The sequence below is a fragment of the Pseudomonas sp. NPDC087814 genome (assembly GCF_044742865.1).
GTDB lineage: Bacteria > Pseudomonadota > Gammaproteobacteria > Pseudomonadales > Pseudomonadaceae > Aquipseudomonas.
Genome location: NZ_JBIUVK010000006.1, coordinates 14,764 through 28,941 on the forward strand (window position 1 = coordinate 14,764; position 14,178 = coordinate 28,941).

Annotated in this window: 11 protein-coding genes; 9 read left to right on the top strand and 2 right to left on the bottom strand. The window is 62.4% G+C overall.

From position 1 onward, the window contains the following. Nucleotides 1-51: 51 nt before the first annotated feature. Nucleotides 52-951, bottom strand: a complete 900-nt coding sequence (locus ACIOMR_RS07170) for an energy transducer TonB (protein WP_214499861.1) — start codon at nucleotides 949-951, stop codon at nucleotides 52-54. Nucleotides 952-1,028: 77 nt separating this feature from the next. Beyond that, complete coding sequence (gene gshB / locus ACIOMR_RS07175; protein WP_003213738.1) at nucleotides 1,029-1,982, bottom strand: glutathione synthase; 954 nt, start codon at nucleotides 1,980-1,982, stop codon at nucleotides 1,029-1,031. A 239-nt stretch (nucleotides 1,983-2,221) separates the two neighbouring features. Between gshB and pilG the strand changes: the two genes are divergently transcribed. From pilG to ACIOMR_RS07220, 9 genes are all read left to right on the top strand, one after another. Then, nucleotides 2,222-2,629, top strand: coding sequence for a twitching motility response regulator PilG (pilG, locus tag ACIOMR_RS07180; protein ID WP_003213736.1), 408 nt, complete (start codon nucleotides 2,222-2,224; stop codon nucleotides 2,627-2,629). A gap of 47 nt (nucleotides 2,630-2,676) precedes the next feature. Next, nucleotides 2,677-3,042 (top strand): twitching motility response regulator PilH, encoded by a 366-nt coding sequence (gene pilH, locus ACIOMR_RS07185; protein ID WP_003213734.1) that lies wholly within the window; start codon nucleotides 2,677-2,679, stop codon nucleotides 3,040-3,042. 12 nt (nucleotides 3,043-3,054) lie between these two features. Continuing rightward, complete coding sequence (locus ACIOMR_RS07190) at nucleotides 3,055-3,579, top strand: chemotaxis protein CheW (RefSeq protein ID WP_003213731.1); 525 nt, start codon at nucleotides 3,055-3,057, stop codon at nucleotides 3,577-3,579. After that, complete coding sequence (locus tag ACIOMR_RS07195) at nucleotides 3,576-5,627, top strand: methyl-accepting chemotaxis protein (RefSeq protein ID WP_003213729.1); 2,052 nt, start codon at nucleotides 3,576-3,578, stop codon at nucleotides 5,625-5,627. The genes ACIOMR_RS07190 and ACIOMR_RS07195 overlap by 4 nt, the downstream gene beginning before the upstream one ends. Nucleotides 5,628-5,825: 198 nt before the next feature. Then, on the top strand, nucleotides 5,826-11,666 hold the full coding sequence (locus ACIOMR_RS07200) for an Hpt domain-containing protein (protein WP_401193126.1): 5,841 nt from the start codon (nucleotides 5,826-5,828) through the stop codon (nucleotides 11,664-11,666). After that, on the top strand, nucleotides 11,659-12,114 hold the full coding sequence (locus ACIOMR_RS07205) for a chemotaxis protein CheW (protein WP_003213725.1): 456 nt from the start codon (nucleotides 11,659-11,661) through the stop codon (nucleotides 12,112-12,114). The genes ACIOMR_RS07200 and ACIOMR_RS07205 overlap by 8 nt, the downstream gene beginning before the upstream one ends. 518 nt (nucleotides 12,115-12,632) lie before the next feature. Beyond that, the gene (locus ACIOMR_RS07210; RefSeq protein ID WP_401193130.1) at nucleotides 12,633-12,959 is read left to right on the top strand and encodes a DUF6124 family protein; all 327 of its coding nucleotides are present in this window, start codon (nucleotides 12,633-12,635) and stop codon (nucleotides 12,957-12,959) included. A gap of 62 nt (nucleotides 12,960-13,021) precedes the next feature. After that, entirely contained in the window at nucleotides 13,022-13,651 is a 630-nt protein-coding gene (locus tag ACIOMR_RS07215) for a nucleotidyltransferase domain-containing protein (RefSeq protein WP_003216798.1), read from the top strand. Beyond that, nucleotides 13,614-14,042, top strand: a complete 429-nt coding sequence (locus ACIOMR_RS07220) for a hypothetical protein (protein WP_003216800.1) — start codon at nucleotides 13,614-13,616, stop codon at nucleotides 14,040-14,042. Before ACIOMR_RS07215 ends, ACIOMR_RS07220 begins: the two co-directional genes overlap by 38 nt. Nucleotides 14,043-14,178: the final 136 nt, after the last annotated feature.

The window sequence follows — 14,178 nt, forward strand, 5'->3', positions numbered from 1 at the left end:
TTGGAGGGGCGAACTGACAAGCTGAGGATGCGCAGGAAATCACCGCCAGCATCAATTGCTCGACAGCCGATCACCCTTGGCAAAGCGCCAGGTGCGAATGATTTCCAGGCGGTCGATGTCGTTCAGGTCCCCGGTAAACGGCGCAAAAGGCGCCGCCAGGCGCACGATGCGTTGCGCTGCCTGGTCCAGCAGCGGTTGGCCGGAGGACTCCAGCACCTGCACCTCGTACAAGGTGCCGTCGCGGTTGATCGACACCAGCAGTCGCAAATTGCCGTAGATCTGCTGGCGACGGGCTTCGTCCGGGTAGTTCAGGTTGCCGATGCGCTCGACCTTCTTGCGCCACTCATCCTTATACCAGGCGCCTTTGTCGCGCATGGTGGAGGCGGCGTTGAGGCGGTAGATCCGCGGGCGCTTGGCGTACAGCTGTTGTTCGTGGGCCAGTTCGGCTTCCAGGCTGGAGATCTCACTGGAGAGTTGCGAGCTGTCAAAAGTCGGGGCCGGCGGGGCCGGCGTGGGTTCGGTCTTGGCCTTTTCGCGCTGGGTCGGGGCTTTTTGCGGCTTGGGCGCCACGGTGGTGACCGCCGCCTTGGGTGCGGCCTGTTTCACCTCCGGCTTGGGCGCCGGCGGTGGCGTGACCTTATTGACCTTGTTGTCCTGGAATGGCGCGACTTCAGTGGTCTTGGGCACGGCCTTCTTGTCGAGGGTGCCGCTGCCTTGCTGATTGTCCTGGGCGAGAAAGTCGGCCTTTTCGGGCTTCTTTTCGCTTTTGAACGTGGCGAGGGTGATTTCCAGGGTCTTGGTGATCTGCCTGGGTTCGGCAAAGGTGAAACCCAGGCCGAGGATCAACGCCAGGTGAATCAACGCCGCCAGAAACAGGGTAAATCCGAGCCGATCAGCCGGGCGCACGCCGCTGTGGGAGAGTTCGGGGGGCAGATCGGACGGGAGCGTCATGACAAGAAAACCAACATCGCGCGTTTCACAGGTGGCGCATGATAACGCAATGTTGGTTTGTGTCCGGCTGTTCTATGTCACTTGGCTTGTAGCTTGGCGGCAATCGCAGCCATCAGCATTTCGCCGATGTTCGTGCCAAATGCGTTGTCGATCTCGCGAATACAGGTCGGGCTGGTGACGTTGATTTCGGTGAGGTTCTCGCCGATTACGTCCAGTCCTACGAACAGCAGGCCTTTTTCGCGCAGGGTCGGGCCGACTTGGGCTGCAATCCAGCGATCCTTGTCCGTCAGCGGGCGGGCTTCACCCCGGCCACCGGCGGCCAGGTTGCCGCGGGTCTCGCCGGCGGCCGGAATGCGCGCCAGGCAGTAAGGCACCGGCTCGCCGTCGATCATCAGGATGCGCTTGTCGCCGTCCTTGATCGCCGGAATGTAGGCCTGGCCCATGATCTGCTGGGTGCCCAGCGCAGTCAGGGTCTCCAGGATCACCGACAGGTTCGGGTCGCCGGCGCGGTGGCGGAAGATCGAGGTACCGCCCATGCCGTCCAGCGGCTTGAGGATCACATCGCCGTGCTTGGCGGCGAATTCGCGCAGCACATCGGCGCGGCGGCTGACCACGGTCGGCGGCGTGCACTGCGGGAACAGCGTGGCGAACAGCTTTTCATTGCAGTCGCGCAGGCTCTGGGGCTTGTTGACGATCAGCACGCCCGCGCGCTCGGCCTGCTCCAGCAGGTAGGTGGAGTAGACGAACTCCATGTCGAACGGCGGATCCTTGCGCATCAGGATCACGTCGAGGTCGCTCAGGGGGCTGTCGATTTCGTCTTGCAGCTCGAACCACTTCTCGGGGTTGGCAAACACCTGCAGGGGACGCATCCGCGCCCGCGCTTCACCGTCGCCCTGGTAAAGGTCCGGCTGCTCCATATAGAACAGGCTCCAGCCGCGGGCCTGGGCGGCCAGCAGCATGGCCAGCGAGCTGTCCTTTTTATAGGAAATGCTGGCGATAGGGTCCATGACAATGCCGACGCGAACGCTCATGGGGGATTTCCTCTAGCAAATAAGGGCGCATAAAAGTGGCGTCAGAGTGGCGCTGCGGCTGTTGTGGGTCAAGGAAAAACCACCACGCGGGTCGGCCGATAGATTGCGTTCTGAGACTGTGCTAAAAAGGCTGCCATGGCACATCAGCCCTTGAATTCCGAGGCTTTTGGCGCTCGTCCTGTGCAACATCAGGCAGTACACACCGAAAACCTATTCGCTGTGGCGATGGTAGAGCAGATATGGAACAGCATTCCAACGCCTTGAAAGTGATGGTGATCGACGATTCGAAAACGATTCGCCGCACGGCCGAAACACTGTTGAAGAACGTAGGGTGCGACGTCATCACGGCCATCGACGGTTTCGATGCCCTGGCCAAGATTGTTGACCATCATCCACACATTATCTTTGTCGACATCATGATGCCGCGCCTGGATGGCTATCAGACCTGCGCGCTGGTGAAGAACAACCCGGCGTTCAAGTCGATCCCGGTAATCATGCTGTCCTCCAAGGATGGTCTGTTCGACAAGGCCAAGGGGCGCATCGTTGGCTCTGATCAGTTTTTGACCAAGCCTTTCAGCAAGGAAGAACTGCTGAGCGCGATCAAGGCCTATGTACCGGGCTTCGCCGCAGTAGAACAAGCACACTGACGGGGGCCCCACGAGGGCTTGCGTCTACTAGATAAGTGGGGAAAACCATGGCACGTGTTCTGATCGTCGACGATTCGCCGACTGAAATGTACAAACTGACCGAAATGCTCGAAAAGCACGGTCACACCGTCCTCAAGGCCCAGAACGGCGGCGATGGCGTTGCGCTGGCCCGTCAGGAAAAGCCGGATGCGGTGCTGATGGATATCGTGATGCCGGGCCTCAATGGCTTCCAGGCCACTCGTCAGTTGACCAAGGATGCCGAGACCAGCCACATCCCGGTGATCATCATCACCACCAAGGATCAGGAAACCGACAAGATCTGGGGCGAGCGCCAGGGCGCCAAGGATTACCTGACCAAGCCGGTAGACGAAGAAACCCTGATCGCCACCCTGAACAAGGTGCTGGCCGGCTGACGGCACGTTCCCATGACCGAGTCGCAAACCGCCTTCGAGCTGCTGCTGGACATCGACCGCCGCTGCCGCTTGCTGGCTGCCGACCTGCCGTCCCAGGAAACCCGGCTGCTCAGCTGGAGCGGGATCGGGTTTCGCCTGGGCGAACACTGGTACGTGGCGCCCATGGGCGAGGTGGCGGAAGTGCTGCACGAACCGCGCTGTACCTTGATGCCCGGGGTCAAGCCGTGGATCAAGGGCGTGGCCAACCTGCGCGGGCGCTTGCTGCCGGTGATGGACCTGGGCGGTTTCCTTGGCCTTGAGCTGTCGGTGGCGCGCAAACAACGGCGGGTGCTGGTGGTGGAGTATCAGGACGTGTTTGTCGGCCTGTTGGTGGACGAGGTGGTGGGCATGCAGCATTTCGCACAAGACGCGTTGTCGACGAGCACCGCAGGCGGCGCGCCGTTTATCCAGGGCCAGTTCGACGGCGACCAGCTGTGGCAGGTCTTCAGCCCCTTCGCCCTGGCCCAGGCTCCAGGTTTCATGGATGTCGCCGCATGAGTACCGTCACCCCGGTCAAACCCCAGGAAGCCTCCCGCAGCCGCTCGCAGATCATCGTGCTGTTTATCGCGCTGATCGTGTTCATCATGCTGCTGTTCGCCAACTTCGCGTACCTCAACACCCAGTCTACCTACGACAAACAGTACATCGGCCACGCCGGTGAGCTGCGGGTGCTGTCCCAGCGCATCGCCAAGAACGCCACCGAGGCTGCCGCCGGCAAGGCGGCGGCGTTCAAGCTGCTGGGGGATGCACGCAACGATTTTGCCCAGCGCTGGGGTTACCTGAAAAAAGGCGACCCGGCCACCGGCCTGCCCGCTGCACCCACCGCCGTGCGTGCAGAAATGCGCGCCGTGCAGACCGACTGGGAAGCGCTGCTGAAAAACGCCGATGCGATTCTGGCCAGCGAGCAAACGGTGCTGTCGCTGCATCAAGTGGCCGCGACCCTGGCGGAAACCGTTCCGCAGTTGCAGATGGAGTCGGAAAAGGTTGTCGATATTCTGCTGCAACGCGGCGCACCGGCCAGCCAGGTAGCGTTGGCCCAGCGCCAGTCATTGCTGGCCGAACGCATCCTGGGGGCGGTAAACACCGTGCTGGCGGGGGACGAGACTGCCGTGCAGGCCGCCGATGCCTTTGGCCGCGATGCCAGCCGTTTCGGCGTGGTGCTCAGTGGCATGCTCAACGGCAATCCCGGGCTGCGCATCACCCAGGTTGAAGACCACGACGCCCGCGCCCGGTTGGCGGAGATTTCCGAGCTGTTCGAATTCGTCTCCGGTTCCGTGGACGAAATCCTCGAGACCTCGCCGCAGCTGTTCCAGGTGCGCGCCTCGGCGAGCAATATCTTCAACCTGTCGCAAACCCTGCTGGACGAAGCCTCGCACCTGGCCACCGGCTTTGAAAACCTGGCGGACGGGCGCACTTTCGACACCATCGGCGGCTACGTGCTGGGCTTGCTGGCGCTGGCCTCGATCATCCTGATCGGCCTGGTGATGGTCCGCGAGACCAACCGCCAGTTGCGGGAAACCGCCGAGAAGAACGAGCGCAACCAGAACGCGATCATGCGCCTGCTGGATGAGATTGAAGACTTGGCCGACGGCGACCTGACCGTCACCGCCTCGGTCACCGAAGACTTCACCGGCACCATCGCCGACTCCATCAACTATTCCGTGGACCAACTGCGCGACCTGGTGGCCACCATCAACCTCACTGCCGGCCAGGTGGCTGGTGCGGTGCAGGACACCCAGGCCACCGCCATGCACCTGGCCCAAGCGTCGGAGCATCAGGCACAGCAGATTGCCGAAGCGTCCACGGCGATCAACCAGATGGCCCAGTCCATCGACCAGGTGTCGGCCAACGCCGCCGAATCTTCGGCAGTGGCCGAGCGTTCGGTAGAGATTGCCAACAAGGGCAACGAGGTGGTGCACAACACCATCCACGGCATGGACAACATCCGCGAACAGATCCAGGACACCGCCAAGCGCATCAAGCGCCTGGGGGAATCGTCCCAGGAAATTGGCGACATCGTCAGCCTGATCGATGACATCGCCGAGCAGACCAACATCCTCGCGCTCAACGCCGCGATCCAGGCGAGCATGGCCGGTGATGCCGGGCGTGGTTTTGCGGTAGTAGCCGATGAGGTACAGCGCCTGGCTGAGCGTTCTTCGGCGGCGACGCGGCAGATCGAAACCCTGGTGCGGGCGATCCAGACGGATACCAACGAAGCCGTGATTTCCATGGAGCAGACCACCACCGAAGTGGTGCGCGGTGCGCGGCTGGCCCAGGACGCCGGGGTTGCGCTGGAAGAGATTGAAGGCGTGTCGAAAACCCTGGCGGCGCTGATCCAGAGTATCTCCAACGCGGCGCAGCAGCAGACGTCGTCGGCGGGGCAGATTTCCCTGACGATGAACGTGATCCAGCAGATCACCACTCAGACTTCGTCGGGCTCTACGGCCACTGCCGAGAGCATCGGCAACCTGGCAAAAATGGCCAGTCAGTTGCGGCGGTCGGTGTCGGGGTTCACCTTGCCGGCGGCGAAGCGGGTGGATGAGTGAAATGCGCCCTCGAAAACACCGAAAAGCAAATGTGGGAGCGGGCTTGCTCGCGAATGCGGTGTGTCAGTCGCCGACGCTTTGTCTGACCCACCGCATTCGCGAGCAAGCCCGCTCCCACAGTTGATCTCCTTTGTTTTGAGATCGGTGTACGCATGACCCAGCACTACCAGCAACTCATGAATTCAGACGGGAGCGGTTATGGTTGATCGGCACGACTACGTGGCCCTCGAATGGGTCAAGGGCGAAATTGCCGAAACCCTGAAACAGGCCCGCTCGGCGCTGGACGCCTATGTTGAAGAAAGCAGCAGCGAGGCCATCGGCCAGTGCCTGGAATGCATCCATCAGGTGCATGGCAGCCTGTTGATGGTCGAGTTCTACGGCGCGGCCCTGTTCGCTGAAGAAATGGAACAACTGGCCCTCGCCCTGCAAGGCGCGCGCGTCAGCCAGCGCGACGAAGGCATTCGCCTGCTGCAACAGGGCCTTGGCCAACTGCCGCTGTACCTCGACCGCGTACACAGCGCCCGGCGCGACCTGCCCCTGGTAGTGCTGCCGCTGCTCAACGACCTGCGCAGCGTGCGCGGCGAAAGCCTGCTCTCGGAAACCAGCCTGTTCAGCCCGCAACTGCTGGTGATCCCGCCGCTGCCCGAAGACGCCCTGGCCCAGCGCACGCCAGAGGATTTCCCCGAGCTGCTGCGCCAGTGGCGGCAGATGCTGCAACAGGCGCTGGTCGGTTTGCTGCGCGAAGACCACGGCCCCAGCAACCTGGAAGACATGGCGCGGGTCTTCGCCCGCCTCGAAGCCCTGTGCCATGGTGCGCCGCTGTTACCGTTGTGGCAGGTCACCTCGGCGCTGGTGGAAGGCATGCTCATTGGCGTGGTTGCCAACAGCCCGGCGTTGCGCAGTTTGCTCAAGGCCTGCGACAAGCCACTCAAGCGCCTGCTGATCCAGGGCATCAACGGCATCAACACCCCGGCCCCGGATGAGCTGCTCAAGAGCCTGTTGTTCTACGTCGCCAAAGTCACCCGACCGACTCCACGGATGCAAAGTTTGAAAGAACGATATGGCCTCGATGAAGCTTTGCCCGACAGCGCCGTGGTGGACGCCGAACGCGCCCGCCTGGCCGGCCCGGACCGCGACGCGATGGGCTCGGTGCTCGGCGCGTTGTGCGAGGAGCTGGTGCGGGTCAAGGAACGCCTGGACCTGTTCGTACGCAGCGACCGTCAGCACGCCTCGGACCTTGAGGCGTTGCTGGCGCCGCTGCGGCAGATCGCCGATACCCTCGCCGTATTGGGCTTCGGCCAGCCGCGCAAAGTGATCATCGACCAACTGGCGGTGGTACTCGGCCTGGCCCAGGGGCAGCGCGAACCCAACGATGCGGTATTGATGGACGTTGCCGGTGCGTTGCTCTACGTCGAGGCCACGCTGGCCGGGATGGTCGGCACTGTCGAGCCGGAACGCCGCGAAGAAAGCCGCCTGCCTACCACCGACCTGACGCAGATCCACCACCTCGTCATCCGCGAATCCTGCCAGTGCCTGACACAGGCCAAAGAGCTGGTGATCGACTGCATCGAGGCCCATTGGGACCGCCAGCGCCTGGAGTCGCTGCCCGAGTTGCTGACCCAGGTGCGCGGCGCGCTGGCGATGATTCCGCTGCCCCGTGCGGCGAGCCTGATGCGTGGCTGCAATGACTACGTCAACGAGCAACTGATGGTCGGCGACGCCGCACCTTCCGAGGCGCAGCTTGAGCATTTTGCCGATGTGCTCACCAGCCTCGAGTACTACCTGGAACGCATGCTCCAGGACCACGACGCCCCGGGCGAACGGGTGCTGGAAGTCGCCGCTGAAGGCCTGGCCGCGCTGGGCTATTTGCCGGCGGAAAAACCCTGGCGCCAGGCACTGCTTGAGCAGGGTGATACGCCCACGGAGCAAACGCCGTTCCTCGCCGATGCGTTGGCCAGCCCCACATCGCGCCTCAACCCGCCGGCACTCCAGCGTCCCGGCAGCCTGCTGCCGCCGCCCGCCGGTGAAGAAGCCATCGATGATGAGCTGCGGGAAGTCTTCCTCGAAGAAATCGCCGAAGTCCTCGACGTGCTGCATCGCTATGTGCCTGCCGGCACCGCCAGCCTGGAAGACAAGGCCACCCTGAGCGAAATGCGCCGCGCCTTCCACACCTTGAAAGGCAGTGGCCGCATGGTGCGCGCCCTGGTGTTGGCGGAGCTGGCCTGGGCCGTGGAAAACCTGCTCAACCGCGTGCTGGAACGCAGCGTCGCGCCGGGCCCGGATGTGCAAGCAGTGCTGGATGACGTGTTGGAATTGCTGCCGGAGCTGATCACCGATTTTGCCGACAATGCCCAGCGCCAGCGCGATGACGTAGACGAACTGGCGGCGCGGGCGCACGCCCTGGCCAGCCGTGTCGAACCGTCGGCCACAGACCCGGCCGCCCTGGACCCGCAGTTGCTGGAAATCTTCCGCAACGAAGCCCAGAGCCACCTCGACAGCCTCAACCGCTTCCTGCAACAGGCCACCGAGCACCTGCCGCTGCAAGTCAGTGATGACCTGCAACGCGCACTGCACACCCTCAAAGGCAGCGCCTATATGGCCGGTGTGTTGCCCATCGCCGAACTGGCGCGCCCGCTGGATCACCTGACCCGCGAATACAAGGCCCACCGCCTGCCGCTGGACCTGGATGAAATCGAATTGCTGCTGGAGGCCGAAGCGTTGTTCCAGCGCGGCGTGCGCCAGCTGGACAGTGACCCTCACGCGGCCATCAATGGTGCAGCAGGGCTGATCGAGCGCACGCAAAACCTGCTGAACAGCCAGCTTGACGCCTTGCTGAATGCGCCCAACACCGGCCTGCGGATCAAGCGCGACCCGCAGTTGATCGCCAACTTCCTGGCCCAGGGCATGGACATCCTGCTGGACGCCGAAAGCCTGCTGCGCCGCTGGCAACAGCACCCCGGCGAACGCCAGGAACTGAGCGCGCTGCTGGACGAACTGACCACCCTCGGCGAAGGCGCGCACCTCGCCGACCTGCACCCGATGGACGAATTGTGCGAAGCCTTGCTCGACCTCTACGGCGCAGTGGAAGAAAGCAGCCTGGCGGTCAGCGAGCGCTTCTTCCACGAGGCCGAACAGGCCCACGAAGCCCTGATCAACATGCTCGACCAACTGGCCGCCGGCCAGGAAATCAGCGCGGCGCCGGCCCGGGTACGCGCCCTGCGCGAGCTGCTGGATGAAGGCCTCGACCCGTCCGCCACCGGTTTGATCAAGACCGATGGCAGCCGCGCGCTGAGCATCTCCGAGCTGGGCGCCGCTACGGCGAAGCTCGATCAGGGTTTTGCGGTGGATGACGAGATCGTCGAGATCTTCCTTGAGGAAGCGGTGGACATCCTCGACAGCGCCGGCCAGTCCTTGAAGCGTTGGCTGCTGGACCCGGATAACGCAGCGCCGCTGTCATCGTTGCAGCGGGATTTGCACACCCTCAAGGGTGGCGCGCGCATGGCTGAAATCGGCGCGGTGGGCGACCTGGCCCTTGAGCTGGAAAACCTTTACGAAGGTTTGGTGGACCGTCGCTACAGCTATTCCAGCGAGCTGGCCAATGTGTTGATGGCCAGTCATGAGCGGCTGGCGCTGTTGCTTGAGCAACTGCAACACCAGCAACCGTTGAGCGACTCCTCCGACCTGATCAGCCACTTGCGTGAGTTGCGCCAAGGCACCGGACAAGCGGCGCCCGCAGCGGCCGCCGAAGTCGAGACGCCGGGCAGTGATCCTGAGCTGCTGGATATCTTTCTCGAAGAGGCCGCCGACATCCTCGACAGCTCCGGCGCCGCGCTGTTGCGCTGGCAGGCCGAGCCGAAAAATCGCCAGGAAGTCGAGACACTGCTGCGCGACCTGCACACCCTCAAGGGCGGCGCTCGCATGGTCGAGATCGGCCCGATTGGCGACCTGGCCCATGAGTTGGAGTTTCTCTATGAGGGCTTGTCGGCAGGTTTGCTGGCGCCCTCGGCGGAGCTGTTCGCCTTGCTGCAAGGCTGCCACGACCGCCTGGCGCAGATGATCGATGCGGTGGCGGCGGGAATGCCGGTGGGCTCGGTGGACCTGCTGATCGAGCGCATCAAGAGCCTGGTGCGTCCGGCTGAAGTGACGGACGCACCGGTGGCGTTGACGGCAACCAAAACCGAGGCGGTGCCGGCCAGCGACCCGGCCGCCGACATGGTGAAGATCTCTGCCGACTTGCTGGATGACCTGGTCAACCTGGCGGGTGAAACTTCGATCTTCCGTGGGCGTATCGAGCAGCAGGTCAACGATGCGAGCGTTGCTCTCAACGAGGTGGAAACCACCATCGAGCGTATGCGCGATCAACTGCGCCGCCTCGACACCGAGACCCAGGGCCGCATCCTCAGCCGCCAGCAGGCCGAGGCCGAACGCCTGGGCTACGAAGAATTCGACCCGCTGGAAATGGACCGCCATTCCCAGTTGCAACAACTGTCCCGGGCCTTGTTCGAATCGGCTTCCGACCTGCTCGACCTCAAGGAAACCCTCGACCGCCGCAACCAGGACGCCCACAACCTGCTGCAGCAACAGGCGCGCATCAACACCGAGTTGCAGGAAGGCCTGATGCGCACGCGCATGGTGCCCTTCGAACGCATGCTGCCACGGCTTAAACGCATCGTGCGGCAGGTGGCGGGCGAGCTGGGCAAGGACGTGGAATTTATCGTCGGCAATGCCGAAGGCGAGATGGACCGCAACGTGCTGGAGCGCATGGTCGCGCCGCTGGAACACATGCTGCGCAACGCCGTCGACCACGGCCTGGAATCCCGCGATGCACGATTGCTGGCCGGTAAACCCGAGAAAGGCCGCATCACGCTGGACCTGACCCACGAAGGCGGCGACATCGTTTTCGACATGCGCGACGACGGCGCCGGCGTGCCGCTTGAAGCCGTGCGGCGCAAGGCGATCAAGCGTGGCTTGCTCGACCCCAGCCTGGAAATCAGCGACCGCGACGTGTTGCAGTTCATCCTGCAACCGGGGTTTTCCACTGCCGAAAAAATCACCCAGATTTCCGGGCGTGGCGTGGGCATGGACGTGGTGCATGAAGAAGTGCGCCAGCTGGGCGGCTCGATGGTCATCGACTCGACGCCGGGAGAGGGCGTGCACTTTCGCATTCGCCTGCCGTTCACTGTGTCGGTCAACCGGGCGATGATGGTGCAGTGTGCCGACGATCAATACGCGATCCCGCTGAACACCATCGAAGGCCTGGTGCGGGTCATGCCCCATGAGCTGGAAGGGCACTATCAGCAGGACCCGCCGCGCTACGAATACGCCGGCCAACGCTACGAACTGTTCTACCTCGGCGACCTGCTGCACACCGTCGGCCGGCCGAACCTGCTGGGCCAGTACCAGCCGCTGCCGGTGCTGCTGGTGCAATGCAACGAACGGCGCGTGGCGGTGCAAGTGGACGCCATGGCCGGCACCCGGGAGATCGTGGTCAAGGGCCTCGGGCCGCAGTTTGCCGGGGTGAAGGGCGTGTCTGGCGCAACCATCCTTGGCGATGGCCGCGTGGTGCTGATCATCGACCTGATGGCGCATATCCGCGCCCGGCCACCGGCGTTGCCGGCCCAGGCGGCGGACGCTCCGTTGATCCTCAACGACCCGCTGAAAAAGCGCCCGCTGCTGGTGCTGGTGGTGGACGACTCGGTCACCGTGCGCAAAGTCACCAGCCGCCTGCTGGAGCGCAACGGCATGAACGTGCTCACCGCCAAGGACGGCATCGACGCCATGGCCGTGCTGGAAGAGCACACCCCGGACCTGATGCTGCTCGACATCGAAATGCCGCGCATGGACGGCTTCGAAGTGGCCATCCAGGTGCGCGACGACCCGCGGCTGATGCGCATGCCCATCATCATGATCACCTCCCGCACCGGGCAAAAACACCGTGATCGTGCGATGGCGATTGGCGTCAACGACTACCTCGGCAAGCCTTATCAAGAGTCGGTGCTGCTGGAAAGCATCGCTTACTGGAGCAAGTCCCGTGCTTGATCACCGCGCAACTCAACTCACCGGCTTGCTGCTGCCATTGGCCGACCGTCACCTGTTGTTGCCCAACGTCGCCGTGGCCGAGCTGATCGACTTCCAGCGCGGCGAACCGGCCAGTGATGCGCCGCCGTGGTATTTGCGGCAGGTTACCTGGCGGGATCGGCAGTTGCCGTTGATCAGCTTTGAGGCCGCGTGTGGCGAGTCGGGCGTGGTGGGAGAGCGGGCGCGGATTGTGGTGTTGAACACCCTCGGAGGACGGCCGACGTTGAAGTTTATTGCGTTGGTGATCCAGGGGATTCCGCGTTCGTACAAGCTCGATAGCCAGTTGAGTTATGTGGACGTGCCGTTGTGCCCGCTGGAGTTGGCGGCGGTGCAGGTGGGGGAGCATGTGGCCAGGGTGCCGGACTTGATGGGATTGGAGGCGTTGTTGGTCGAAGCCGGATTGGCCTGAGTGTAACCGTCAGTCAATCCGTGCAAACCGTTCGATTTTTGATGATCGTTCCCACGCTCCGCGTGGGAATGCAGCCTCGGACGCTCTGCGTCCAGCTGGCGATGCAAGGCTTAAGTCTCGCGCTGTGGTGACGCGGAGCGTCACGGGATGCATTCCCACGCAGAGCGTGGGAACGATCGCATCGGCGTGCGCTTTACAGTCGGATTTTTCCTGCAACCTCTCGCGCTGTGCATGAACTTGTTGTGCCCTGCGATCGCGCCTAGTCTTCGTCCGTCATCGCAAAAAACGGTGACACGGACGTGCAAGTCCGGTTACATATCGGCGCACCAACGCCCATAGCCATTCAACGGGCGTTTTTTATGCCTGCTGTATTTCTTATGGCGGCTGTGCGTGGGAGATCCCTTGGGGTCTGCCGGGGTCCGATATGCCCGGTCTTGCACACCTGCGCACAGCTGCCACCTTATTCGCGTGCAAGCGGATGGTGTCAGCTTCCCTAATACATATCGGAGCTGCACATCATGTTCAAACCTACCCCCAATCCGCCCCACAGCGCTGAAATCGAACACCGCAAACTCCAGGCCGCCGCCGAGCGTGCCATGGATCATTACTTTCCGACTCCTGCGTCATCGTCACTCTTTGCCGTCTCTCCCTCTCAATCCACCGAAGCCCTGCTGGCCAACGCTTCTGAAACCTTTGCCTCACTCAACGCGCTGACCTCCAACCTGGCCTTTGAATTGGAAGGTTCCCAGCGCGGCGTGGTGCTGGCCATTCAGCAGATGAGTGAGCTGGGGCAGTTACTGGTTGATCAGGCACTGGAGCAGGTTGCTCCTTCTTGCGCAGCCTAAAAACTTGATCGTTCCCAAAAAGGGACCTATCGTTCCCTTTTTGGGACTCTTCGGTCGCTGCCATGCAAACCCTGCCCCTTAGCACTGCGCTATTCACCGTGACTCAGCAGAAAGTCTTGGGTTTGCTCTTTGGCAAGCCCGACCATAGCTTCTTCACCAATGAAATCGCCCGCTGGGCAAAGGTGGGCAAGGGCAGCCTGACCCGCGAGCTGGAGCGTTTGCAGTTGGCAGGCATCCTGACGGTGACGCGCCAGGGCAACCAAACCCACTACCAGGCCAATCCGCAGTGCCCCGTTTACTCGGAGCTGTTGGCCATCGTGCGCAAGACCCTGAGCCTGGATGAGCCATTGCGCAACGCACTGGCTCCATTTGCCACGCAACTGAAGTGGGCATTTATCTACGGTTCCATCGCCAAGGGCGAGGCGCACTCATCCAGTGACATAGATCTGATGCTGATCGGCGAAAGCCTCAACTACAGTGAAGTCATGGAGCAGCTCATGCCGCTGGAAGAGCAACTGGGCCGCACCATCAACCCGACGCTCTATACCCCCGAAGACTGGATCGGCAAATGGAATGCCGGTCATAGTTTTGTGCAGCGGGTGGCGGAGCAGGACAAGATCAACCTGATTGGGGAAAACCCCGTGGAGTCCAAGGATGGACAGCAAGGCAAACCTGGAGAACCTGCAACGTAGTGGTGGCTTGAAGGCTGAGCCGCCGGATCGCACGGAATGTGATGGGTTGATGCGCTCTGCCCGTGATCGATTGAAGGACGCCAAAACTCCGCAATTATCTTTCGCCAGCCGTTTTGATTTGGCTTACAACGCGGCCCACGCAATCGCCCTCACAGCCTTGCGCTTGCACGGCTATCGCTCGGACAAGCGCTATCTGGTGTTCCAATGCCTGCTTCATACCACCGCAGCCAACAAGGTTCAGGTAAGACTGTTTGCGCTATGCCACGAGCGCCGCAACCTGGCGGAATATGAAGGGTATATGGATGAGGATGAGGGGTTGTTGGAGCAACTGATTGCGCATACTCAAGCGCTATTGAAGGAGGTCGAACAGTGGGTGACTAACCAGAAATAGCGGCTTGGGTGATGAAGCGAGATCAGTCCCAAAAAGGGACTGATCGTTCCCATTTTGGGACTTCTGCGCACGTTCTCCCGAACAGCGCTGAGCAAATGTGGGAGCGGGCTTGCTCGCGAATGCGGTGTGTCAGTAC

Excerpts from the sequence above, each read along its gene's own strand:
- ACIOMR_RS07170 (WP_214499861.1), bottom strand. The coding sequence starts at position 951 with ATGACGCTCCCGTCCGATCTGCCCCCCGAACTCTCCCACAGCGGCGTG.
- gshB (WP_003213738.1), bottom strand. The coding sequence starts at position 1,982 with ATGAGCGTTCGCGTCGGCATTGTCATGGACCCTATCGCCAGCATTTCC.
- pilG (WP_003213736.1), top strand. The coding sequence starts at position 2,222 with ATGGAACAGCATTCCAACGCCTTGAAAGTGATGGTGATCGACGATTCG.
- pilH (WP_003213734.1), top strand. The coding sequence starts at position 2,677 with ATGGCACGTGTTCTGATCGTCGACGATTCGCCGACTGAAATGTACAAA.
- ACIOMR_RS07190 (WP_003213731.1), top strand. The coding sequence starts at position 3,055 with ATGACCGAGTCGCAAACCGCCTTCGAGCTGCTGCTGGACATCGACCGC.
- ACIOMR_RS07195 (WP_003213729.1), top strand. The coding sequence starts at position 3,576 with ATGAGTACCGTCACCCCGGTCAAACCCCAGGAAGCCTCCCGCAGCCGC.
- ACIOMR_RS07200 (WP_401193126.1), top strand. The coding sequence starts at position 5,826 with ATGGTTGATCGGCACGACTACGTGGCCCTCGAATGGGTCAAGGGCGAA.
- ACIOMR_RS07210 (WP_401193130.1), top strand. The coding sequence starts at position 12,633 with ATGTTCAAACCTACCCCCAATCCGCCCCACAGCGCTGAAATCGAACAC.
- ACIOMR_RS07215 (WP_003216798.1), top strand. The coding sequence starts at position 13,022 with ATGCAAACCCTGCCCCTTAGCACTGCGCTATTCACCGTGACTCAGCAG.
- ACIOMR_RS07220 (WP_003216800.1), top strand. The coding sequence starts at position 13,614 with ATGGACAGCAAGGCAAACCTGGAGAACCTGCAACGTAGTGGTGGCTTG.